Source organism: Streptomyces poonensis, from assembly GCF_014650915.1.
Lineage (GTDB): Bacteria > Actinomycetota > Actinomycetes > Streptomycetales > Streptomycetaceae > Streptomyces > Streptomyces poonensis.
The window spans coordinates 380,273-400,700 of record NZ_BMVW01000003.1 but is presented as its reverse complement, the minus strand read 5'-3'; the positions used below and the strand labels follow the sequence as shown (position 1 = coordinate 400,700).

Sequence of the window (20,428 nt, the reverse complement as noted above, 5' to 3'; positions counted from 1 at the left end):
ACTCATGCACCCCTTGCGTCGAAAGTTCTGGCCAGCGCCCCCTGTCCAATGCCTTTCGTGCGCGCACGGGTCCTGGGGGCGGCCGACGCGCACCGTCGGCCGCCTCCGCCCTCACTCACCTCATGTACCGCCCCCCAGCAGCCGCAGCGATCCCGGTACTGGCCGCTCCGTCACAGCAGCCCCGCCGCCCGCGCCCACCGGTACTTGGCACCGAGCACGGCCACCGGCTTCTCGGTCGTGTACGGGTACGCCACGACCCCCCGCTCGAAGAGGTACTGGCACGCCTCCTCGACCTCGACATCGCCCGCGAGCGACGCCACCACGGGCTTCTCGACGCCACGCGCGCGGAACTCGGCCACCACGCGCGCGGTGAGTTCGGCGAAGACCATGGGAGGGGTGACGATGGTGTGCCAGTAGCCGAGGACGAGCGCGTGGATGCGCGGGTCCTCGAGGCCGAGCCGGATCGTCGCCTCGTACGTCGACGGTGGCTCGCCACCGGTGATGTCCACCGGGTTGCCCGCGGCCCCGAAGGGCGGGATGAACTTCCGGAAGGACGCGTCCAGGTCCGGCGGGATCTCCATCAGGGACAGCCCGTTGTCGGTGACTGCGTCGGACAGGAGCACGCCGCTGCCACCCGCCCCCGTGATGATGACGACGTTGTCCCCGGTGGGGACCGGAAGCACCGGCAACGCGCGCGCGTACTCCAGCATTTCGTTCAGCCCGGGCGCCCGGATGACACCGGCCTGCTTCAGCACGTCGTCATACACGGCGTCGTCGCCGGCCAGCGCGCCCGTGTGCGACCCGGCCGCCTTCGCGCCCGCCGCCGTACGCCCGGCCTTCAGCACCACGACCGGCTTCTTCGGTACGGTCGCCCGCGCGGCCTCCACGAACGCGCGCCCGTCCTTGAGGTCCTCCAGGTGCATGGCGATGCAGTCGGTGTGCGGGTCCTCGCCGAACCAGGTCAACAGGTCGTCCTCGTCCAGGTCGGACTTGTTGCCGAGCCCGACGATCGCCGACACACCCGTCTTCGTGGTCCGCGCGAACCCCAGGATGGCCATCCCGATGCCACCGGACTGCGAGGTCAGCGCCACCCCGCCCTTGACGTCGTACGGCGTGCAGAACGTGGCGCACAGGTCCTGCCACGTCGAGTAGTAGCCGTAGATGTTCGGCCCGAGCAGCCGGACGCCGTGCCGCTCGGCGACCGCCACGATCTCGGCCTGAAGCTCGTGCTCACCGGTCTCCGCGAACCCGGAGGGGATCAGCACGGCGTTCGGGATCCTCTTGCGCCCCACCTCCTCCAGCGCCGAGGCCACGAACTTGGCGGGGATCGCGAAGACCGCCACATCCACCTCACCGGGAACGTCCGTGACACTCTTGTACGCCTTGCGGCCCAGAATGTCATCGGCCTTGGGGTTCACCGGATGGATGTCCCCGGCGAAGCCCCCGTCGACGAGGTTGCGCATCACCGAGTTGCCGATCTTGCCCGGCTCGTTGGAGGCGCCGATCACGGCGACCGACGAGGGCTGCATCAGCCGCCGCATCGAGGTGAGGATCTCCGCGCGCGTGTAGGTGCGCCGCGGCTTCGGCACCGAGTCGGCGAGGATCACGCGGATGTCCGCCGCGACGGCTCCCTCCGGGGTGGCGATCACGGGATTGAGGTCCACCTCGGCGATCTCCGGGAAGTCCGCGACGAGCTGGGAGACCCGCCGGATCTGCTCGGCGACCGCCCACCGGTCCACGGCCGGCGCGCCCCGCACCCCGCGCAGCACCTCGGCCGCGCGGATGGAGTCCAGCATGGACAGGGCCTCGTCGGCGGAGACGGGCGCCAGCCGGAAGGTGACGTCCTTGAGGACCTCCACGAGGACCCCGCCGAGTCCGAACGCCACGACCTTCCCGAAGGTCGGGTCGGTCACCGCGCCGACGATGACCTCCTGCCCGCTCGGCAGCAGCTCCTGGATCTGCACGCCCTCGATGCGCGCCTCGGCGTTGTACGCGCGCGCGTTCTCGACGATCCGGCAGAACGCGGCCCGTACGTCCGCCGCGCCCTCCACACCGACGACCACGCCGCCCGCGTCGGTCTTGTGCAGAATGTCGGGGGAGACGATCTTCATCACGACGGGACCGCCGAAGCGCGCCGCGCACGCCACCGCCTCGTCGACGTCCGTCGCCAGCTCCTCACCGGGTACGGCGATCCCGTACGCGTCGGCGATCACCTTGCCCTCGGGCGCGGTCAGCGCGCCGCGCCCCTCGGCGCGCACGGCGTCGAGCAGCGCACGCACCCTGAGCACCCGGTCCTCGGCCATCACGTCAGATCACCCCGTTCGACTTGAGCAGGCGCAGCTCCTCGTCACCGAGGCCGAGCTCACCGACGTACACCTCTTCGTTGTGCTCGCCGAGCAGCGGAGAACTGGTCACCTCCACAGGCGAGTCGGAGAGCTTCAGCGGGCTGCCCACGGTCGTGAACTCGCCCCGCTCGGGGTGCGGCACCGTCACGACCATCTCGTTGGCGACCAGCGACCGGTCCTCGATGATCTCCTTGGTGGAGAGGATCGGCCCGCACGGGATGTTGTGGGCGTTGAGCCGCTCCAGCACCTCCCACTTCGGCAGCGTCGAGGACCACTCCTCGATCAGCTGGAACATCTTGTTCAGCTTGGGCAGCCGGGCCTCGGGCGTCGCCCACTCGGGGTCCTCGGCGAGTTCCGGCCGGCCGATGAGCTCGGTGATCGGCTTCCAGCCCACCGGCTGCACGATCACGTACACGTAGTCGTTCGGGCCGCCGGGAGCGCACTTCACCGCCCACCCCGGCTGACCGCCGCCCGAAGCATTTCCCGAGCGGGGAACTTCGTCGCCGAAGTCCTCGTTGGGATATTCAGCGAGCGGGCCATGGGCCAGGCGCTGCTGATCGCGCAGCTTCACCCGGCAGAGGTTGAGCACGGCATGCTGCATGGCCACATTGACCCGCTGACCGCGCCCGGTGTTCTCCCGCTGGTACAGCGCCGCGAGAATCCCCGCCACGGCATGGACGCCCGTGCCCGAGTCCCCGATCTGGGCCCCCGTCGCCAGCGGCGGCCCGTCCTCGAAGCCAGTGGTCGACATCGACCCGCCCATGGCCTGCGCGACGACCTCGTACGCCTTGAAGTTGGTGTACGGGCCGTCCCCGAACCCCTTGATGGAGGCATAGACGATCCGCGGATTGATCTCCTGGATGCGGTCCCAGGTGAAGCCCATGCGGTCGACCGCGCCCGGCCCGAAGTTCTCGACCATGACGTCGGAACGCCGGATCAGCTCGGTGAGCAGCTCCTTGCCGCGCTCGGTCTTGGTGTTCAGGGTGATGCTCCGCTTGTTGCAGTTGAGCATCGTGAAGTAGAGGGAGTCGACGTCCGGGATGTCCCGCAGCTGCTTGCGGGTGATGTCACCGGTCGGCGCCTCCAGCTTGACGACGTCCGCGCCGAGCCAGGCGAGGAGCTGGGTCGCGGAGGGCCCGGACTGGACGTGCGTCATGTCCAGGACGCGGATGCCGGCGAGGGCCTTGGCCGAGGACGCCTCGGTCGAGGGTGCCGTGCTCGAGGGAGTGGTCATGCCGAGCGCTCCTCACTTGTACATGGTCTGGTTCATGGTTCCGGGGGCGTACGCGTCCGGGTCGACCCAGACGTTGATCAGCGAGGGCTTCCCGGACTCGCGGGCGCGCCGCAGCGCGGGGCCGATGTCGGCGGGGTCGCGGACCTCCTCGCCGTGGCCGCCCAGCATGCGCGCGAACTCGTCGTACCGGACGTCACCGAGGGTGTTGCCGACCCGCTCGCGCTCCTTGCCGTACTTGGCGGCCTGGCCGTAGCGGATCTGGTTCATGGAGGAGTTGTTGCCGACGATGCCGACGAAGGGGAGGTCGTAACGGACGAGGGTCTCGAAGTCCCAGCCGGTCAGGGAGAACGCGCCGTCACCGAAGAGGGCGACGACCTCCTTGTCGGGCCGCGCCTGCTTGGCCGCGAGCACGAAGGGGACACCGACGCCGAGTGTGCCGAGGGGGCCCGGGTCCATCCAGTGCCCGGGTGACTTGGGCTGCACGACCTGCCCGGAGAAGGTGACGATGTCACCGCCGTCGCCGATGTAGATCGAGTCCTCGGTGAGGAAGTCGTTGATCTCGCTGACCAGCCGGTACGGGTGGATGGGGGAGGCGTCGGACCTCAGCTGCGGCAGCCGCTTCTCGATCGCCGTCTGCTCGGTGGCGCGCAGCTCGTCGAGCCACTCCTTGCGCTTCGACGCGCCCCCGTTGAGGCGCCCGGAGGCGGCCTCGGTCACGGCCTTCAGCACCATTCCGGCGTCACCGACGATCCCGAGGTCGATGTCGCGGTTCTTGCCGACGGTCCGGTAGTCGAGGTCGATCTGCACGACGGTCGCGTCCGGGGAGAGCCGCTTGCCGTAGCCCATGCGGAAGTCGAAGGGAGTACCGACGATGACGATGACGTCGGCGTTGGTGAAGGCGTACCGGCGCGAGAGCTGGAAGTGGTGAGGGTCCCCGGGCGGCAGCGTGCCACGGCCGGCGCCGTTCATGTAGGCGGGGATGTTCAGCGTACGGACGAGCTCGATGGCGGCCTCGGTGCCACGGGTCGTCCACACCTGGCTGCCCAGCAGGATGGCGGGCTTCTCGGCGTGCACCAGCAGATCGGCCAGCTTCTCCACGGCCTCGGGGTCACCGGTCGAGCGGGTCGAGGCACGGTAGGCGCCGGCCTTCGGCACCCGCGCCTTCTCCACCGGCACCTTGGCGTCGAGCACATCCCGCGGAATCTCGAGGAAGGAGGGCCCCGGCGCTCCGTGGTAGCACTCGCGGAACGCCATCGACACCATGTCGGCCGCACGCGCCGTGTCCGGCACGGTCGCCGCGAACTTGGTGATCGGCGTCATCATGTCGACGTGCGGAAGGTCCTGCAGCGACCCCATCTTGTGCTGGGTGTGCGCCCCCTGGCCACCGATCAGCAGCATCGGTGACTCGGCGCGGAACGCGTTGGCGACACCGGTCACGGCGTCGGTCGTACCCGGGCCGGCCGTGACGACCGCGCAGCCGGGCCTGCCGGTGATGCGCGCGTACCCGTCGGCGGCGTGGGCGGCGACCTGCTCGTGACGGACGTCGACGACCTTGATGCCCTCGTCGACGCAGCCGTCGTAGATGTCGATGATGTGGCCGCCGCAGAGGGTGTAGATGACCTCCACACCCTCCGCCTTGAGTGCCTTGGCGACCAGGTGCCCACCGGAGATGAGGTTCTGGCTGTTGTCGTCGGGCATGGCGAAGTCCTGTCCCTTCGTAGGGGATGGGGTGCGCGTTCACGCAGCTCGAACGAGGTGCGGACACTGCTCGTGGATGCCGTCGCGGTAGATTGCATACAGTCGACGAATACTGTATGAAGCTTGTTATCCCGCATCCGGTGGGTGGTGTCCAGGGGGCGTGCGGCACTTTCCGAGGGTTTGGTGAACGGCTGCGTGACGCGGCCCTTCCACCGGCCCCCGATCGACTCTTCAGCTGACTCGATGGTCAGGAGCCGGAATGGACCTGTACGAACACCAGGCAAGGGAACTCTTCGAGGAATACGGCATCCCGGTGCCGCGGGCCGAGGTCGCGCACTCACCCGAGGAGGCGCGGGAGATCGCCCGCAGGCTCGGCGGGCGCTCCGTCGTCAAGGCCCAGGTGAAGACCGGGGGCCGCGGCAAGGCGGGCGGCGTGAAGCTCGCCGCCGATCCGGCGGCGGCACAGCTGACGGCCCGCCACATGCTCGGCATGGACATCAAAGGCCACACGGTCGGCAAAGTGATGCTGGCCCAGCCGGTGGAAGTGGAGCGCGAGTTCTACGTCAGTTATGTCCTCGACCGGGCCGTCGGCCGCTTCCTCGCGATCGCGTCGGCCGAGGGCGGCATGGAGATCGAGGAGGTCGCCGCGACGAGGCCCGAGGCGGTCGTCCGCATCCCCGTCGACCCGGCCGAGGGCGTCACGACCGCGAAGGCGGCACGGATCGCCGACGCCGCCGGACTGCCACCCCAGACCGTCGACGTCCTCGTACGCCTCTGGGAGATCCTCACCCGTGAGGACGCCCTGCTGGTCGAGGTGAACCCCCTCGTGCGCACGACACAGGGCCGGATCCTCGCTCTCGACGGCAAAGTCACCCTCGACGACAACGCCCGCTTCCGCCAGGCACGCTGGGGCGACGAGGACGACACCCACGAGGACCCGCTGGAAGCGGCAGCCGCCGCCAAGGGCCTCACCTACGTGAGACTGGACGGCGAGGTCGGCATCATCGGCAACGGCGCCGGCCTCGTCATGTCGACGCTCGACGTGGTCGCCGGCTGCGGCGCCCGCCCCGCCAACTTCCTCGACATCGGCGGCGGCGCGAGCGCCCAGATCATGGCCGACGGCCTCTCCGTCATCCTCTCCGACCCGGCCGTGAAATCGGTCCTCGTCAACGTCTTCGGCGGCATCACCGCATGCGACGCGGTCGCCGACGGCATCGTGCGGGCCCTGGACTCGGTCCGGCTCACGAAACCGCTGGTGGTCCGCCTCGACGGCAACAACGCGGCACGCGGCCGCGCGATCCTCGACGAGCGGGCCCACCCCCTGGTCCAGCAGGCCACCACCATGGACGGTGCCGCGCGCCGCGCCGCCGACCTCGCCCACGCAGCGTAAGGAGCCGGCACATGGCGATCCACCTCACCAAGGAAAGCAGGGTCCTGGTCCAGGGCATGACGGGCGGCGAGGGCATGAAGCACACCCGCCGCATGCTGGCGGCCGGCACGAACGTGGTCGGCGGCGTCAACCCGCGCAAGGCGGGCAGGACGGTCGACTTCGACGAGCGTGCCGTTCCCGTCTTCGGCACGGTGCACGAGGGCATGGACGCGACCGGCGCGGACGTCACCGTCGTCTTCGTGCCACCGGCCTTCGCGAAGGCGGCCGTCACCGAGGCCGCCGACGCCGGCATCGGCCTGGCGGTCGTCATCACCGAGGGCATCCCGGTCCACGACGCGGTCGCCTTCACCGCGTACGCGAAATCGAAGGGCACCCGCATCATCGGCCCCAACTGCCCCGGCCTGATCACTCCGGGCCAGTCCAACGCGGGCATCATCCCGGCCGACATCACCAAGCCGGGCCGCATCGGCCTGGTCTCGAAGTCCGGCACGCTCACCTACCAGCTCATGTACGAGCTCCGCGACACCGGCTTCTCCACCTGCGTGGGCATCGGCGGCGACCCGGTCGTCGGCACCACCCACATCGACTGCCTCGCCGCGTTCGAACAGGACCCGGAGACCGACGTCATCGTCATGATCGGCGAGATAGGCGGCGACGCGGAGGAACGAGCTGCGTCCTACATCCGCGAGCACGTCACGAAGCCGGTCATCGGCTACATCGCGGGCTTCACCGCGCCCGAGGGCAGGACGATGGGACACGCGGGCGCCATCGTGTCGGGCTCCTCGGGCACCGCCCAGGCGAAGAAGGAGGCCCTGGAGGCGGCCGGAGTGCCCGTCGGCGGCACACCGACCGAGACGGCACGGCTCGTCCTCACCCGCCTGGAAGCGGAGCGTGCGGGGAATCAAGCCTGATGTCACCCATCGCTGACGAAAGATGACTTCCCGGCGCCACCCCCTCTGACTACCGTCTTGGGTACCGCGCCTCGCGTACCCACCGTGGCTCCACCGGTACGCGAGGCGAGCCATGTGTACGACCCCGCCCCCGACTGTGCACCGAGAGCGGAGCAACGAATGGCATCAACGGCTTCAACCCCCACGACCCCCACCACCCTCACCCTCAAGTCCGAAACCTCCTGGCCGGAGGCCTGGCAGCGCTGCCTCGCCGTGGCCCCCGAGGCCTTCCGCGACGACCGCGTCCTCAATCTCTGGGACGCCACCTGGCAGGCGGACGGCCGGGCCCTGCCCGCGACCAGCCCCGTGGACGGCAGCCCCATCGCCGGCCCGCCCCGCCTCGACGGCGCCACCGCCCACCAGGCCGTACGCGCCTCACTGGACCAGCACCGCGCCTGGCGCCACATCCCCCTCCCCGAACGCCGTGCGCGCGTGGCGGCCACCCTCGACGCCCTGACCCAGCACCGGGAGCTCCTCGCCCTCCTCCTCGTCTGGGAGATCGGCAAGCCCTGGCGCCTCGCACAGGCCGACGTGGACCGCGCCATCGACGGCGTGCGCTGGTACGTCGACGGCATCGACACCATGATCGACGGCCGCGCCCCTCTGCCCGGCCCGGTCTCCAACATCGCCAGCTGGAACTATCCGATGAGCGTGCTCGTTCACGCGATGCTGGTACAGGCCCTGGCGGGCAACGCGGTCATCGCCAAGACCCCGACCGACGGCGGTGTCGCCTGCCTCACCCTGGCCTGCGCGCTGGCCGCCCGCGAGGGGATACCCGTCACCCTGGTCAGCGGCAGCGGCGGCGAACTCTCGGAGGCACTGGTCCGCGCCCCCGAGATCGGCTGCGTCTCTTTCGTCGGCGGCCGCGACACAGGCGCCGCGGTGGCCACGGCCGTGGCAGACCTGGGCAAGCGCCACATCCTCGAACAGGAGGGCCTGAACACCTGGGGCATCTGGAACCACACGGACTGGGACGCGCTCACGGCCGTCATCCCCAAGCTCTTCGACTACGGCAAGCAGCGCTGCACGGCGTACCCCCGCTTCGTCGTCCAACGCTCCCTCTTCGACGACTTCCTGGCGGCCTACCTCCCGGCGGTACGCACCCTGAAGATCGGCCACCCACTCGCGGTGGAGCACCCGGACGACCCGTACCCGACCCTGGACTTCGGCCCGGTCATCAACGCGGCCAAGGCCAAGGAACTCACCGACCAGGTGGCGGAGGCCATCGACCGCGGCGCGATCCCGCTCCACCGCGGCAAGCCGGCCGACGCCCGCTTCCTCCCCGGCCAGGACACAGCGGCGTACGTCCAGCCGGTCACCCTGCTGAACCCGCCCCCGTCCTCACCCCTCCACCACGCCGAACCCTTCGGCCCGGTCGACACGATCGTCCTGGTCGACACGGAGGCGGAACTGCTGGCAGCCATGAACGCGTCGAACGGTGCCCTGGTCGCCACCCTCTCCACGGACGACAAGGCCACCTACGACCGCCTGGCCCCCCAGATCCGCGCCTTCAAGGTCGGCCACGGCAAGCCCCGCTCCCGCGGCGACCGCGACGAGCTGTTCGGCGGCTTCGGCGCATCCTGGCGCGGCGCCTTCGTCGGCGGTGAGCTCCTGGTCCGCGCGGTCACCGAGGGACCGGCGGGGGAGCGGCTGCCGGGCAACTTCCCGGAGTACCAGCTGATGCCGTGACCAGTCCGTGCCGCCTAGCGACCTCGCCGCACGCAGCGACCGGGCGCACACCCCGAGTGAGGGTGCGCGCCCGGCTTCGGCGGGGTCGCCCACGGCACGGATACGCAGGTGAAAGGCACTGCGAAACCTTGGTATGGTTGTCCTGTCGCCGCGGGGAAAACCCCCGGTCAGGCGACAGACACCTAGTCCGGGTGGCGGAATGGCAGACGCGCTAGCTTGAGGTGCTAGTGCCCTTTATCGGGCGTGGGGGTTCAAGTCCCCCCTCGGACACAGCCGGGGACGTTCACGAGATCGTCCCGAAGCGTTCACGAATTACCGGTCGAGTCATGTGACTCACCGGTATTTCGTCGTTTCTGGGGCCTCGAGCCTCGTGATCGGCTCGATGAGGGGGTGAGGCGGTGGCGGTCCAGGTACTGCGTCTCTCACCTGCGGAAACAGGACATGCCTGCGCGACGGCTGGTAGCCGTGGTGCAGGCATGTGGGGTTTTCAGGGGGCGGAGCGCGGCGAGGGTGTGTCACTCGCGTGGTGGAGGCTCGACCTGAAGTTTCCCCGTGATCCTGGACACTCGTTCGTTAGGCCGCGAGGGCGTGTTGATGCCGCTGCCTGGTCTCGGCCGGGGTGAGGTAGCCGAAGATTTTGTGCTTGCGCAGGCGGCGGCGGTCATAGAAGGTCTCGATGAAGTTGAAGACCTCGGCGCGGGCGGTGGCCCGGTCGGGCCAGGTCCGGGTTCCGATCTCTTCCTTGAGCAGGGCCCAGAAACTCTCTGCTGCGGCGTTGTCGAAACACGAGCCGGTGCGTCCGCAGCTCTGCCGTAGCCCCAACTCTGTTATTCGGGCGCGAAATTGAGCCGACGTGTACGCGCTTCCGCGATCACTGTGGTCCACGCATCCGGGCCAGACCGCCTCGGCCGTGGGCCATGTCGAGGGCGTCCACGACGAGCTCGGCGCGGTGGTGGTTGGCCATCGCGTAGCCGACGACCTCGCGGGTGGCCAGGTCCGACCAGCAGGCGAGGTAGAGCCAGCCCTCGGCCGTCGGAAGGTAGGTGATGTCGCCGACCAGCTTGGTGCCGGGGTGCTCGGCGTGGAAGTCGCGGCCGATCAGGTCCGGGGCCGGCTTCGCCTTCGCATCCGGCCGGGTCAGCGAGCGCCGCTTGCGGCGGGTAACGCCGCGGATGTCGCGCTCACGCATGACGCGGGCGATGCGCTTGCGGTTCACTCGCCGCCCCAGACGCCGCAGCTCGGCGTGGATGCGCGGGACGCCGTAGGTCTTGCGGGAAGCGATGTGCAGCACGGTGATCTCGTGCGCGAGCGCGTCGTCGGCCGCCTGGCGGGCCTGGCGGGCGGCCTCGCCCTCGCGCCAGGCGTAGCAGGAGGAGCGGGTCACGTGCAGCACCCGGCACAGCAGCATGACCGGATAGTTCGCCTTCTCCGCGCGGATCAACCGGTACAACACGGTCACCGGTCGCTCTCCTTCACGAAGAAGGCCGTCGCTTTTTTCAGGATCTCGATCGTCTGCTGCTGCTCGCGGTTCTCCTTGCGCAGCCGGCGCAGTTCCTCACGCTCAGCGCTGGTCAGCTCGCCCCGGGCGTCCTCGCCCCGGGCGGCTCTGGCCCGGCGGTACCAGCCGCGCAAGGACTCCGAGCTGATGCCGAGTTCCCGGGCGACCGCGGTGAGCGTCTTGCCAGAGGAATCGACAAGCGCGATCGCGTCCCGCTTGAACTCCTCGGTGTACCGCTTCGTGTACTTGTTTCCCACCTGGTGCTACTTCCTCTGGAACCTCAGGTCCCAGTCTCCAGATGTCCACGATCAAGGGGAAGCTTCATCGGCTTGATGCCCCGCTCGAACAACTCGGCGGCCCGCATCCGCACTATCTCCCGGCGTCCGCGTCCCGCGGCGGTCAGCCCGCCCCCATCCGCATACCTCACACACCACGGAGTACAGCCATCGCACCAGGCGAAGCAGGGACTTCCCTCAGCTTCCAGCACCTGATGTCGTTGTGGCCGAGGCTGGTGTTGACCGGGTCGAGCAGGTCGTGGTCGGTGCGTTGGCGGTTCCAGATCTGGTGGCCGGTGTAGCGGGGGTTGGCCAGGATGGCTCGTACAGTGGTCAGCCCCCAGCGTGTTCCTGTCCGGTGCGGGTTGCGGTCCGGATCGGCGGCGGCCGGGCAGGGGACGGCGGCGTCGTTGAGGGCCCGGGTGATGCGGGCGACGTTGTGCCGGGCCAGCCGCTGGCTGAAGATCCAGGACACGATCGGCCCGCACTGCGCATCGATGTCCAGGCGTTGGGCTCGCACGCCGCGGCGTGCGAGGGCCCGGTTGGGGTGTGGTCCGGCATCGGCGAGGCGGTAGCCGTAGGGTGGCCGGCCGCCGAGGTAGCGGCCCTGGTCGCGGTTCTGCACGGTCATCGAGGTGCGGGCCCGGATCCGGGCGCGGGCGATCTCCCGCTTGGACAGGATGCCCTGCAGGCTCATCAGCTTCTCCTGCCCGGCGATATGCGGATTGACGGCGCCGCCCAGCTCCGGCACCCGGACGGCGATGCCGTAGTGCTCGAACAGCGGCGCCATGGTCGCGAACTGGTTGCCGTAGAAGGCGCGCTCGCTGGAGCCGATGACGACCGCGTCGAAGGGGCGGTCGTCATCGGCCATCGCGGCCGGCAGGGCGGCGGCCTCCGGACGGCGGGCCCAGGGCAGGGTACGGCTGCGGCCGGCATCGAAGAACTCGGTCACGATCCGCCCGTGGCCGGACACCAGAGCTTGAGCACGCAGCAACTGCCAGGCCTGCGATGTGGCCGCATCTTGATGGTCCTCGGTCGACATGCGGCCGTAGACCGCGAACCGTAGACCGCCGACGGCCGGGATGCCGGTGTGGGAGGGATCGGGGCTCCAGTCGCGGGCCCATTCCGTCAGTGCACCTTGTCCTGCGGGCGGAGCGGATGTCTGTTCGGCCGAGCCCTGCGGCATTGCCATGATCGGCGCCTCCTCTCGGCCGCCGTGCTCTGCTCCCGAAATGCCCGGATGCGCGTTCTGCCGCATCAGCATGAAGGGTGACTGACCTGAATGAGTGAAGATCGACCGTCGCCGCGATCTCGCGGCTCGCGTTCCGGCCGTTGTGCTTCGGCGACCGGCATGCCCGAACCGGTGCTGGACGAACTCATCGACCGAATGGATCAGGAACTGGGTGAGTTACGTGAGCAAGGACGGCTCAGGCAGCGAGGAGGCGAACGCATCCGTGCTCGGGGCGCGGGAGCCAAGGACAAGCCGACCACCGCCGACCGAGTCCTGGCCACCGTGCTCTACCTGCGCACACTCGGCACCCGCGACCTCCTCGCCCAGCTCTTCGGAGTCAACACCAGCACCCTCACCGGAGCTGTTCACCAAGTCCAGCCCCAAGTCCAGCCCCTCCTGGCCGAACGCGGCTGCACGATTCCGCCCTCGACAGCCAGATTCCGGACACCCACCGACCTCACCGCGTCCCTCGCCAACAGCAGCCCCACGAAGATTGAACCAACGTGTTGATTCTCTGCCAGTCTCAAGGTGCCGAGGTCGCTTCGCGGGGCGGCGCCGTCGAGGCGCGTACCACGAGTTCGGTGGCGAGTTCGATGTGGTGGGACTCGACCTTCTCGCCGTTGGCCAGCCGGAGGGCGGTGCGCAGGGCGGCACCGCCCATCTCCTGCAGTGGCTGGCGCACGGTGGTGAGTGGCGGTGAGGCCATCCGGGCGAGGCTCGTGTCGTCGAAGCCGACCACGCTCATGTCCTCGGGGACGCGCAGACCTCGGACGCGGGCGGTCTCGACGACACCGAGGGCGATCTCGTCGTTGCCTGCGAAGATCGCCGTCGGTGGCTCCTGCAGGGCCAGGAGCGCCGCGGCGCCGGACAACCCGGTCTCGTGAGTGAATTCCCCGGCCCGGACGTAGGTGTCGGGTACCTGCGCTCCTTCCGCCTCCATGGCGGCGCGGTAGCCGTGCATGCGCGCCTGGTTGCACACGGCCGTGGCCGGTCCGCCGAGGTAGGCGATGCGGCGGTGGCCCAGGGAGAGCAGGTGCCGGGTCGCGGCCAGGCCGCCGGCGAAGTTGGTCGCCCCGACGCTGTGGACCCGGCTGTCCGGCAGGTGCAGTGGGTCCAGCACGACCAGCGGCAGCCCGGACCGGGCCAGTTCCTTCAGGTGCGCTGTGGTGTACACGCTGGTGACCGCGATGACGGCGCGGCGCCCGGCCGAGACCAGGTCGCGGGCCCAGTGCGGGGCGCGGGACGCCTTGCTGATCACCACTGAGGCCCCCGAATCGGCGGCGGAGTCGATGATGCCTTCCAGCGTCTCGGCCACGTACGATTTGAGGCCGCCCGCGAACTGCACCTCGATGGTCGGGTTTTCGATGGCCTCGGTGTGACGGAACACGGGCGCGAGATAGTCGTGCTGACGCAGGAGTTCCTGCACCCGGGCGCGGGTCTGCGGCGCCACGTCACCGCGGCCGTTGACCACTTTGGACACGGTCGCCACCGAGACCCCGGCCGCTCGGGCGATGTCCGCCAAAGTGGTGCGCCTGGCGTTCGCTCGCATCGGTTCCTCCCAGTCGTACGTCCACCGGTGTGGTGAGGCGCCGGTCGGACCGGCAACGCGAATGGAACCGGTCAACCGTACGGCAACCCGGCAATGAGCCCGTCCGCGGAGCCACCGACGAGCCGCTCGGCCTCGACACGTCCGACGATGCGGGAGATCCGTCCGGTGAACGCGGTCCGATCCGCATGCACGCACCCCGTGCGCGTGCGCTTGCGCCCGGCTCCGGCCGTACCCGGGCGCAGCGGGCCGGCTGCCGGGCCGTCCTGCCCGAGCGCCCGGGCGGCGAGGGATCCGCACCCGCAGTCCGGTGGGCAGCCAGTCCGGTGGGCAGCCCCGGCCGGTCGGGACGATCGCCGCCGCGCCCTCCTGGCCGGTCGTGAACGCCCGGACCAGGCCGACAGCGTGAGGCGACCGGCCATGTCGGGCGACCTCCACCGACGGACGGATCGCCTCGCATTTCCGTGAACACATGCGACGGAGGCACCGCCCGCAGACCCCCGGTCCGTCCTTCGCCGCCTTCGGCCGCACGCCCCAGCCAGTTGCCGACCCGGCGGCTGCCGGGCTGCGCGGTCCCGCCCACCACCGTCGCCCCGGCCAAGAGGGCAACGCCCCGGTCCGGCATGGGCGGTGCCGGGTCCTGTCGGCGCGGCATGACCTGCACCGACAGTGTGCCAGCCGCCGCAGCCAGACGTCCGCGCCCCTCTTCCTCAGAGAATTTTCGAAACAGTTTCGGTGCGTGTCGGGTGCGTGCCGATGTCTTCCCAGGGTCGCTGAGGCCCGAGACTACGCAGCTGTCTGCGGTCTCGCAACGCCTCTGCATGCACGCACCTTGACAGCGCGTCAGACCGAAACCTAGCTTGCACGAACGGAGCTCGAAGAACGTCATTTCGAAAACCTTTCACCACGACTCACGAGAAGCCGATGGCTCTCGAGTGCGGAGAAAAACATGGCGCTCTCCCGACGTACCCTCCTCGGCCTGGCAGCCGGTGTGCCGGTCTCCGCGGCGCTGGCGGCCTGCGGCTCGTCCGGTCCCGGCAAGAGCGGCGGTGGGGCCACGTACTGGTACCTGAACGGCCAGCCGCAGGAAGGCGTCCGAGCCGGCGCCGTGGACGCGTTCAACAAGGCCCACCCCGACGATCAGATCGCGGACACCACCTTCCAGAACGACGCGTACAAGACGAAGATCAAGACCGCCATCGGTGCGGGGCAGGCACCCACCATCATCTGGGGCTGGGGCGGCGGGACGCTGCGCACCTACGCGGAGGCGGGCCAGGTCGAGGACCTCACCTCGTGGTTCGACGAGCACTCCGAGGTCAAGGAGCGGCTGTTCCCGACCTCGTTCGGCGCGGCGACCGTCGACGGCAAGATCTACGCGATGCCGTGCGAGACCGTGCAGCCGATCGTCCTCTACTACAACAGACAGGTCTTCGACCAGGTCGGCGTGGAACCACCGCAGTCCTGGGAGGACATCATGGCGCTGGTGCCCCGGTTCAACGCCAAGGGCATCGCACCGTTCTCGCTCGGTGGCCAGTCCCGGTGGACGAACATGATGTGGCTGGAGTTCCTGTTCGACCGCATCGGCGGTCCCGAGCTGTTCCAGGCCATCGCCGAGGGCGAGAAGGACGCCTGGTCCCACCCGGACGCCATCACCGCGCTGACCAAGGTGCAGGAACTGGTCGAAGCCGACGGGTTCGTCAAGGGCTTCTCCTCGATCACCGCGGACTCCAACGCCGACCAGGCACTCCTGTACACCGGACGGGCCGCGATGATGCTGCAGGGGGCCTGGTCGTACGGCATCCAGAAGACCGACGGCGGGACCTTCGTGTCCAGCGGCGCGCTGGGCTTCATGAACTTCCCACCCGTGGAGGGCGGCAAGGGCGATCCGAGCGGCGCCGTCGGCAACCCCGCCCAGTACCTCTCCATCTCCTCGAAGGCCAGTGCCGAGCAGAAGAAGGTCGCCAAGGACTTCTTCGCCACCGGCGTCCTCCAGGACGCCGAGGTGAAGAAGTGGATCGGCAACGGGTCGGTCCCGATCCGGCTGGGTACGGAGAAGCTGCTGGCCGCCTCCGAGAGCGCGGACTTCCTGCAGTTCACCTACGACCTCGCCAGCAAGGCCGAGGTGTTCACCCAGTCCTGGGACCAGGCGCTCAGCCCGACGGCCGCCGAGACCCTGCTGGACAACATCGTCAAGTTGTTCCAGCTGTCCGTCTCACCGGAGCAGTTCGCCCGCAACCTCAACGCGGTCACCGGCAAATGAGCGCACTCACCGGCCGTCCGCCGCGTCGCGAACCGCGCAGCATCCTGCCGTGGCTGGCGGCACCCGCGCTGGTGGTCTTCGTCGGCTTCGCCGTGATTCCGCTCGTCGGTGTCTTCGCGCTGAGCTTCACCACGTGGGACGGGATCGGCGCCATCCAGCCGTCGGGGCTGACCAGCTGGCGTGCGGTGCTCACCGACCCCGGGCTGCCGCACGCCCTCTGGGTGACGTTCCTGGTGATGGCCGTGTCCTGGGCCGTCCAGACGCCGCTGAGCATCCTGATCGGCACGTTCCTGGCAGGCCGCCAGCGCTACCGTGCGGTGCTGGGCGTGGTGTACTTCGTGCCGGTGACGCTCAGCTCCGCGGCGATCGCGATCGCGTACAAGGCCCTGCTGGACCCCAACTTCGGGCTCGGCGCCGGGCTGAAGATCCAGGCGCTCAGCCAGGACTGGCTGGGGCGGCCCTGGCTCGCGTTCGGGGTCGTCGTCTTCGTCGTCTCCTGGCAGTTCGTGCCGTTCCACTCCCTGATCTACCAGGGTGGTGTCCAGCAGATCCCGCAGTCCCTGTACGAGGCGGCACAGCTGGACGGGGCCGGACGGATCCGGCAGTTCTTCAGCATCACGCTGCCTCAGCTGAAGTACACCATCATCACCTCGTCCACCCTGATGGTGGTCGGGTCGCTGACCTTCTTCGACCTCATCTTCGTCCTGACCGAGGGCGGCCCCGGCGACGCCACCCGGGTCCTCGCACTGGACATGTACAAGCGGGGCTTCCAGGCCAGCCTGATGGGACCGGCCAGCGCCATCGCGGTCATCCTCGTCCTGGTGGGTCTGGCCCTCGCCCTGCTGCTGCGCCGGCTCGGCGGCCGGGACGCCGGCGCGAGCCAACTCGAGGGGGCCTGACGTGACCATCACGCCGACCGAGACGCGACGACCGCAGAAGGGCACCCACCGCGAGCGGCAACGCCCCTCCCGTCCGGCGGCCCGCCGGCGCAACTGGGCCGGCGGCCTGGCCGGATGGCTCTGGTTCGTCGTCGTCGCCGTACCCCTGTACTGGACTCTCATCACCAGCCTCAAGGCCCAGAGCCGCTACTACGCGAGCAACCCGCTGGTGCCTTCGGCCGACCCGACACTGGAGAACTACCGGCTGGTCCTCGAGTCCGATTTCCTCCGCTACTTCATGAACAGCGTCGTGGTCACCGTCGGCGCAGTGGTGCCGGCGGTCCTGTTCTCCTTCATGGCGGCCTACGCGATCGTCCGCGGTTGGCGCATGCGGGTCCTCCGCGCCATGAACGGGCTGTTCCTCATGGGCCTGGCCATCCCCCTGCAGGCGACGGTGATCCCGGTCTACCTGATCATCATCAGACTGCGTCTGTACGACAGCCTGCCGGCGCTGATCCTCCCGTCGATCGCCTTCGCCATCCCGCTGTCCGTGCTGGTGCTCGCCAACTTCGTCCGCGACGTGCCCAAAGAGCTGTTCGACTCGATGCGGGTCGACGGCGCCACCGAATGGACGACACTGTGGCGGCTGGCGGCCCCGCTCACCCGGCCGGCCATCCTCACCGTGACCATCTTCAACGCACTGACCATCTGGAACGGATTCCTGCTGCCACTGGTCCTCACCCAGAGTCCCGGCCAACGGACCCTGCCGCTCGCACTGTGGACCTTCCAGGGCGAGTACGGCGTCAACGTTCCCGCCGTTCTCGCCGCTGTCGTCCTCACCACGCTGCCCGTCCTCGTGCTGTACGCGTTCGGCCGCCGCCAGCTGCTGAGCGGTCTGACCGCCGGATTCAGCCGTTGACCGACGCCGACGCCGACGCCGGCGCCGTGGGCGGCGGCCGGCCTGCCCCGCCTCGAGTCCTGCTCGTCTACCTGTTCGCCCGTCGTGCCCTGGTCAAGGGACTGATGGGCGGAGGAGGAAAGTGAACACCGACGTGGCCGTTGAGAAGACCCACGGAGTCCCCCTCTGGAACGACCCCGCCGTTCCCGTCACCGCGAGGGTCGACGCCCTGATCGACGCGATGACCCTCCAGGAGAAGACCGCCCAGCTGTACGGAGTGTGGGTGGGCGCCTCCGATCAGGGCGGTGAAGTGGCTCCCCACCAGCACGAGATGGAGGAGGCCGTCGATCTCGACGCACTCCTGCCCACCGGACTGGGCCAGCTGACCCGGCCCTTCGGCACGGTCCCGGTCGATCCCGCCCTGGGCGCGCTCTCCCTGGCCCGCACCCAGACCCGGATCGCCGCCACGAACCGGTTCGGCATCCCCGCTCTCGCGCACGACGAGTGCCTGGCCGGCTTCTCCGCCTGGGGGGCGACGGCCTACCCCGTCCCGCTGTCCTGGGGCGCCACCTTCGATCCGGACACGGTGCGGCGCATGGCCGCCGCCATCGGCCGCGACATGCGTGCCGTCGGCGTCCACCAGGGACTCGCGCCCGTCCTGGACGTCGTACGCGACGCCCGCTGGGGCCGGGTCGAAGAGACCATCGGCGAGGACCCGTACCTCGTCGGCACCATCGGAACGGCCTACGTGCAGGGCCTGGAGTCCGCCGGAATCGTCGCCACCCTCAAGCACTTCGCCGGCTACTCGGCCTCACGCGCCGGCCGCAACCTCGCTCCCGTCTCCGTGGGCCCGCGTGAGCGCGCCGACGTCCTGCTGCCTCCCTTCGAGATGGCGATCCGCGAAGGCGGCGCCCGGTCGGTGATGCACGCCTACACCGACACCGACGGCATACCCTCCGCGGCCGACGAGGACCTGCTCACCGGACTGCTGCGCGACACCTGGGGCTTCGACGGCACGGTCGTCGCCGACTACTTCGCCATCGCCTTCCTGACAACCCTGCACGGCATCGCGGCCGACTGGGCCGGTGCCGCCGGCACGGCGCTGCGCGCGGGCATCGACGTCGAACTGCCCAATGTAAAGACGTACGGCGTGCCCCTGACCGAGGCCGTCGCCGACGGGCGCGTTCCGGAGGCGCTGGTCGATCGCGCCCTGCGCCGGGTACTCACCCAGAAGGTGCTGCTCGGCCTGCTCGACCCGGACTGGAACCCCGTGCCGGCCGCGCTCGACGGGGCGGACCTCGACGACCCGGCCGCCCTGCGCGGCCGGATCGACCTGGACGGTCCGGAGAACCGCGCGCTGGCCCGCACGGTCGCCGAGGAAGCGGTCGTGCTGCTGAGCAACGACGGCACCCTGCCGCTCGGCAGGCCGCGCCGCATCGCCCTGCTCGGTCCCAACGCCGACGAGCCCACCGCCGTACTGGGCTGCTACTCCTTCCCCCAGCACATCGGCGTCCGCCACCCCGGAACCCCCCTGGGCATCGAACTGCCCACGCTGCGCGACACGCTCGCCGCCGAGTTCCCCGACGCCGAGATCACGGTCGCCCGCGGCACCGGGATCGACGACGGGGATCTCTCCGGCATCCGCGAGGCCGCCCGGGTGGCACGCGAGGCCGACGTCGCCCTGGTGGTGCTCGGCGACCGCGCCGGGGTCTTCGGGAAGGGCACCAGCGGTGAGGGATGCGACGTCGAGGCGCTGGTGCTGCCCGGCGCGCAGCAGCACCTGCTCGACACCCTGCTCGACCTGGAAACACCCGTGGTCACCGTGCTGCTCGCGGGACGACCGTACGCCCTCGGCCGCGCCGTGGAGGAGTCCGCCGCGATCGTGCAGTCCTTCTTCCCGGGTGAGGAGGGCACGCACGCGATCGCCGGGGTGCTCAGCGGCCGTACCAACCCCTCCGGGCGTCTCCCGGTCGGCGTGCCGCGCGGGCCGGGCTCCCAGCCGGCCACGTACCTCGGAGCGCGGCTCGCTCACGCGAGCAAGGTGTCCTGCGTCGACCCGGCCCCCGCGTTCGCCTTCGGTCACGGCCTGTCCTACACGCGGTTCGACTGGACGGACCTGGCCGTGGACGTCCAGGAGGCCCCGACGGACGGCGAGTTCACCCTCGCCTTCACCGTCCGCAACACGGGCGGGCGGTCCGGCACCGAGGTCGTCCAGGTCTATCTGCACGACCCGGTCGCCTCCGTCGTCCAGCCGGTGCAGCGCCTCGTCGGCTACACCCGGGTCGCACTGGAGCCGGGCGAGGCCCGGCGCCTGCGTGTCACGGTCCCGGCCGACCTCGCCTCCTTCACCGGACGCGACGGCCGGCGCGTCGTCGAACCGGGCGAGCTGGAGGTGCGGCTGGCAGCCTCCAGCGCGGATCCGCGTCTGACGGCCAGGGTCACGCTGACGGGAGCCGAGCGCCACGTGGATCACACGCGGCGCCTGCACGCCACGGTGGTGGTGCAGGAGCCGGTCGCCCGGGCGTAACCGTACGGG

General features: G+C 69.9%; 16 protein-coding genes, 1 tRNA gene and 2 pseudogenes. 10 read left to right on the top strand and 9 right to left on the bottom strand.

The annotated features are described in order from the left end of the window. Positions 1 to 170 precede the first annotated feature (170 nt). Genes IE242_RS11785 through IE242_RS11775 form a run of 3 tightly spaced genes read right to left on the bottom strand, consistent with a single transcriptional unit; the run spans position 171 to position 5,277 of the window. The gene (locus tag IE242_RS11785; RefSeq protein ID WP_189858485.1) at positions 171 to 2,303 is read right to left on the bottom strand and encodes an acetate--CoA ligase family protein; all 2,133 of its coding nucleotides are present in this window, start codon (positions 2,301 to 2,303) and stop codon (positions 171 to 173) included. A 4-nt stretch (positions 2,304 to 2,307) separates the two neighbouring features. Then, the gene (gene frc, locus IE242_RS11780; RefSeq protein WP_189858133.1) at positions 2,308 to 3,579 is read right to left on the bottom strand and encodes a formyl-CoA transferase; all 1,272 of its coding nucleotides are present in this window, start codon (positions 3,577 to 3,579) and stop codon (positions 2,308 to 2,310) included. A 12-nt stretch (positions 3,580 to 3,591) separates the two neighbouring features. Beyond that, a complete protein-coding gene (locus IE242_RS11775) occupies positions 3,592 to 5,277 on the bottom strand; it encodes a thiamine pyrophosphate-binding protein (protein ID WP_189858131.1) in 1,686 nt (561 codons plus the stop codon). Between the two features lie 259 nt (positions 5,278 to 5,536). Between IE242_RS11775 and sucC the strand changes: the two genes are divergently transcribed. From sucC to IE242_RS11755, 4 genes are all read left to right on the top strand, one after another. Further along, a complete protein-coding gene (gene sucC, locus IE242_RS11770) occupies positions 5,537 to 6,667 on the top strand; it encodes an ADP-forming succinate--CoA ligase subunit beta (protein ID WP_189858129.1) in 1,131 nt (376 codons plus the stop codon). An 11-nt stretch (positions 6,668 to 6,678) separates the two neighbouring features. Next, complete coding sequence (gene sucD / locus IE242_RS11765) at positions 6,679 to 7,578, top strand: succinate--CoA ligase subunit alpha (RefSeq protein WP_189858127.1); 900 nt, start codon at positions 6,679 to 6,681, stop codon at positions 7,576 to 7,578. A 159-nt stretch (positions 7,579 to 7,737) separates the two neighbouring features. Further along, positions 7,738 to 9,306 carry an aldehyde dehydrogenase family protein gene (locus IE242_RS11760; RefSeq protein ID WP_189858125.1) on the top strand — a complete coding sequence of 523 codons (1,569 nt, stop codon included), beginning with the start codon at positions 7,738 to 7,740 and terminating at the stop codon, positions 9,304 to 9,306. A 185-nt stretch (positions 9,307 to 9,491) separates the two neighbouring features. Continuing rightward, positions 9,492 to 9,576, top strand: a tRNA-Leu gene (locus IE242_RS11755). A 303-nt stretch (positions 9,577 to 9,879) separates the two neighbouring features. Here the strand turns inward: IE242_RS11755 and IE242_RS11750 are convergent. The 5 genes and pseudogenes from IE242_RS11750 to IE242_RS11735 all read right to left on the bottom strand — a co-directional run bounded on the left by IE242_RS11750 (position 9,880) and on the right by IE242_RS11735 (position 12,271). Further along, on the bottom strand, positions 9,880 to 10,128 hold the full coding sequence (locus IE242_RS11750; RefSeq protein ID WP_189858123.1) for an integrase core domain-containing protein: 249 nt from the start codon (positions 10,126 to 10,128) through the stop codon (positions 9,880 to 9,882). Positions 10,129 to 10,177: 49 nt separating this feature from the next. Beyond that, positions 10,178 to 10,765, bottom strand: a complete 588-nt coding sequence (locus IE242_RS11745; protein WP_189858121.1) for an IS3 family transposase — start codon at positions 10,763 to 10,765, stop codon at positions 10,178 to 10,180. Further along, positions 10,762 to 11,061: a transposase gene (locus IE242_RS11740; RefSeq protein ID WP_189858119.1), complete on the bottom strand. Its 300-nt coding sequence runs from the start codon at positions 11,059 to 11,061 to the stop codon at positions 10,762 to 10,764. Before IE242_RS11740 ends, IE242_RS11745 begins: the two co-directional genes overlap by 4 nt. Before the next feature lie 59 nt (positions 11,062 to 11,120). Then, positions 11,121 to 11,231, bottom strand: a pseudogene (locus IE242_RS39450) (IS630 family transposase); the annotation flags it as partial. Next, on the bottom strand, positions 11,228 to 12,271 hold the full coding sequence (locus IE242_RS11735) for a recombinase family protein (RefSeq protein WP_229858810.1): 1,044 nt from the start codon (positions 12,269 to 12,271) through the stop codon (positions 11,228 to 11,230). The pseudogene IE242_RS39450 and the gene IE242_RS11735, both read right to left, overlap by 4 nt. A gap of 111 nt (positions 12,272 to 12,382) precedes the next feature. Here IE242_RS11735 and IE242_RS11730 point away from each other — a divergent pair. Further along, positions 12,383 to 12,820, top strand: a pseudogene (locus tag IE242_RS11730) (transposase family protein); the annotation flags it as partial. A gap of 13 nt (positions 12,821 to 12,833) precedes the next feature. On the opposite strand, the gene IE242_RS11725 reads toward IE242_RS11730, so the two are convergent. Continuing rightward, positions 12,834 to 13,859: a LacI family DNA-binding transcriptional regulator gene (locus IE242_RS11725; protein WP_189858117.1), complete on the bottom strand. Its 1,026-nt coding sequence runs from the start codon at positions 13,857 to 13,859 to the stop codon at positions 12,834 to 12,836. A 946-nt stretch (positions 13,860 to 14,805) separates the two neighbouring features. Between IE242_RS11725 and IE242_RS11720 the strand changes: the two genes are divergently transcribed. The 5 genes from IE242_RS11720 to IE242_RS11705 are packed head-to-tail and all read left to right on the top strand — an operon-like array spanning position 14,806 to position 20,419. Further along, the gene (locus tag IE242_RS11720; RefSeq protein WP_189858115.1) at positions 14,806 to 16,116 is read left to right on the top strand and encodes an extracellular solute-binding protein; all 1,311 of its coding nucleotides are present in this window, start codon (positions 14,806 to 14,808) and stop codon (positions 16,114 to 16,116) included. Continuing rightward, entirely contained in the window at positions 16,113 to 17,015 is a 903-nt protein-coding gene (locus IE242_RS11715; protein WP_189858113.1) for a carbohydrate ABC transporter permease, read from the top strand. The genes IE242_RS11720 and IE242_RS11715 overlap by 4 nt, the downstream gene beginning before the upstream one ends. Position 17,016: 1 nt before the next feature. Continuing rightward, a complete protein-coding gene (locus tag IE242_RS11710; RefSeq protein ID WP_189858111.1) occupies positions 17,017 to 17,913 on the top strand; it encodes a carbohydrate ABC transporter permease in 897 nt (298 codons plus the stop codon). Continuing rightward, positions 17,910 to 18,038 (top strand): hypothetical protein, encoded by a 129-nt coding sequence (locus tag IE242_RS38575; RefSeq protein WP_268249446.1) that lies wholly within the window; start codon positions 17,910 to 17,912, stop codon positions 18,036 to 18,038. The genes IE242_RS11710 and IE242_RS38575 overlap by 4 nt, the downstream gene beginning before the upstream one ends. Beyond that, on the top strand, positions 18,035 to 20,419 hold the full coding sequence (locus IE242_RS11705; RefSeq protein WP_189858110.1) for a beta-xylosidase/alpha-l-arabinosidase: 2,385 nt from the start codon (positions 18,035 to 18,037) through the stop codon (positions 20,417 to 20,419). Before IE242_RS38575 ends, IE242_RS11705 begins: the two co-directional genes overlap by 4 nt. The last annotated feature ends 9 nt before the right edge of the window (positions 20,420 to 20,428 follow it).

Coding starts and splice junctions, on each gene's coding strand:
- IE242_RS11725 (WP_189858117.1), bottom strand. CDS start 13,859: ATGCGAGCGAACGCCAGGCGCACCACTTTGGCGGACATCGCCCGAGCG.
- IE242_RS11715 (WP_189858113.1), top strand. CDS start 16,113: ATGAGCGCACTCACCGGCCGTCCGCCGCGTCGCGAACCGCGCAGCATC.
- IE242_RS11720 (WP_189858115.1), top strand. CDS start 14,806: ATGGCGCTCTCCCGACGTACCCTCCTCGGCCTGGCAGCCGGTGTGCCG.
- IE242_RS11760 (WP_189858125.1), top strand. CDS start 7,738: ATGGCATCAACGGCTTCAACCCCCACGACCCCCACCACCCTCACCCTC.
- IE242_RS11735 (WP_229858810.1), bottom strand. CDS start 12,271: ATGGCAATGCCGCAGGGCTCGGCCGAACAGACATCCGCTCCGCCCGCA.
- IE242_RS11785 (WP_189858485.1), bottom strand. CDS start 2,303: ATGGCCGAGGACCGGGTGCTCAGGGTGCGTGCGCTGCTCGACGCCGTG.
- sucD (WP_189858127.1), top strand. CDS start 6,679: ATGGCGATCCACCTCACCAAGGAAAGCAGGGTCCTGGTCCAGGGCATG.
- IE242_RS11775 (WP_189858131.1), bottom strand. CDS start 5,277: ATGCCCGACGACAACAGCCAGAACCTCATCTCCGGTGGGCACCTGGTC.
- frc (WP_189858133.1), bottom strand. CDS start 3,579: ATGACCACTCCCTCGAGCACGGCACCCTCGACCGAGGCGTCCTCGGCC.
- sucC (WP_189858129.1), top strand. CDS start 5,537: ATGGACCTGTACGAACACCAGGCAAGGGAACTCTTCGAGGAATACGGC.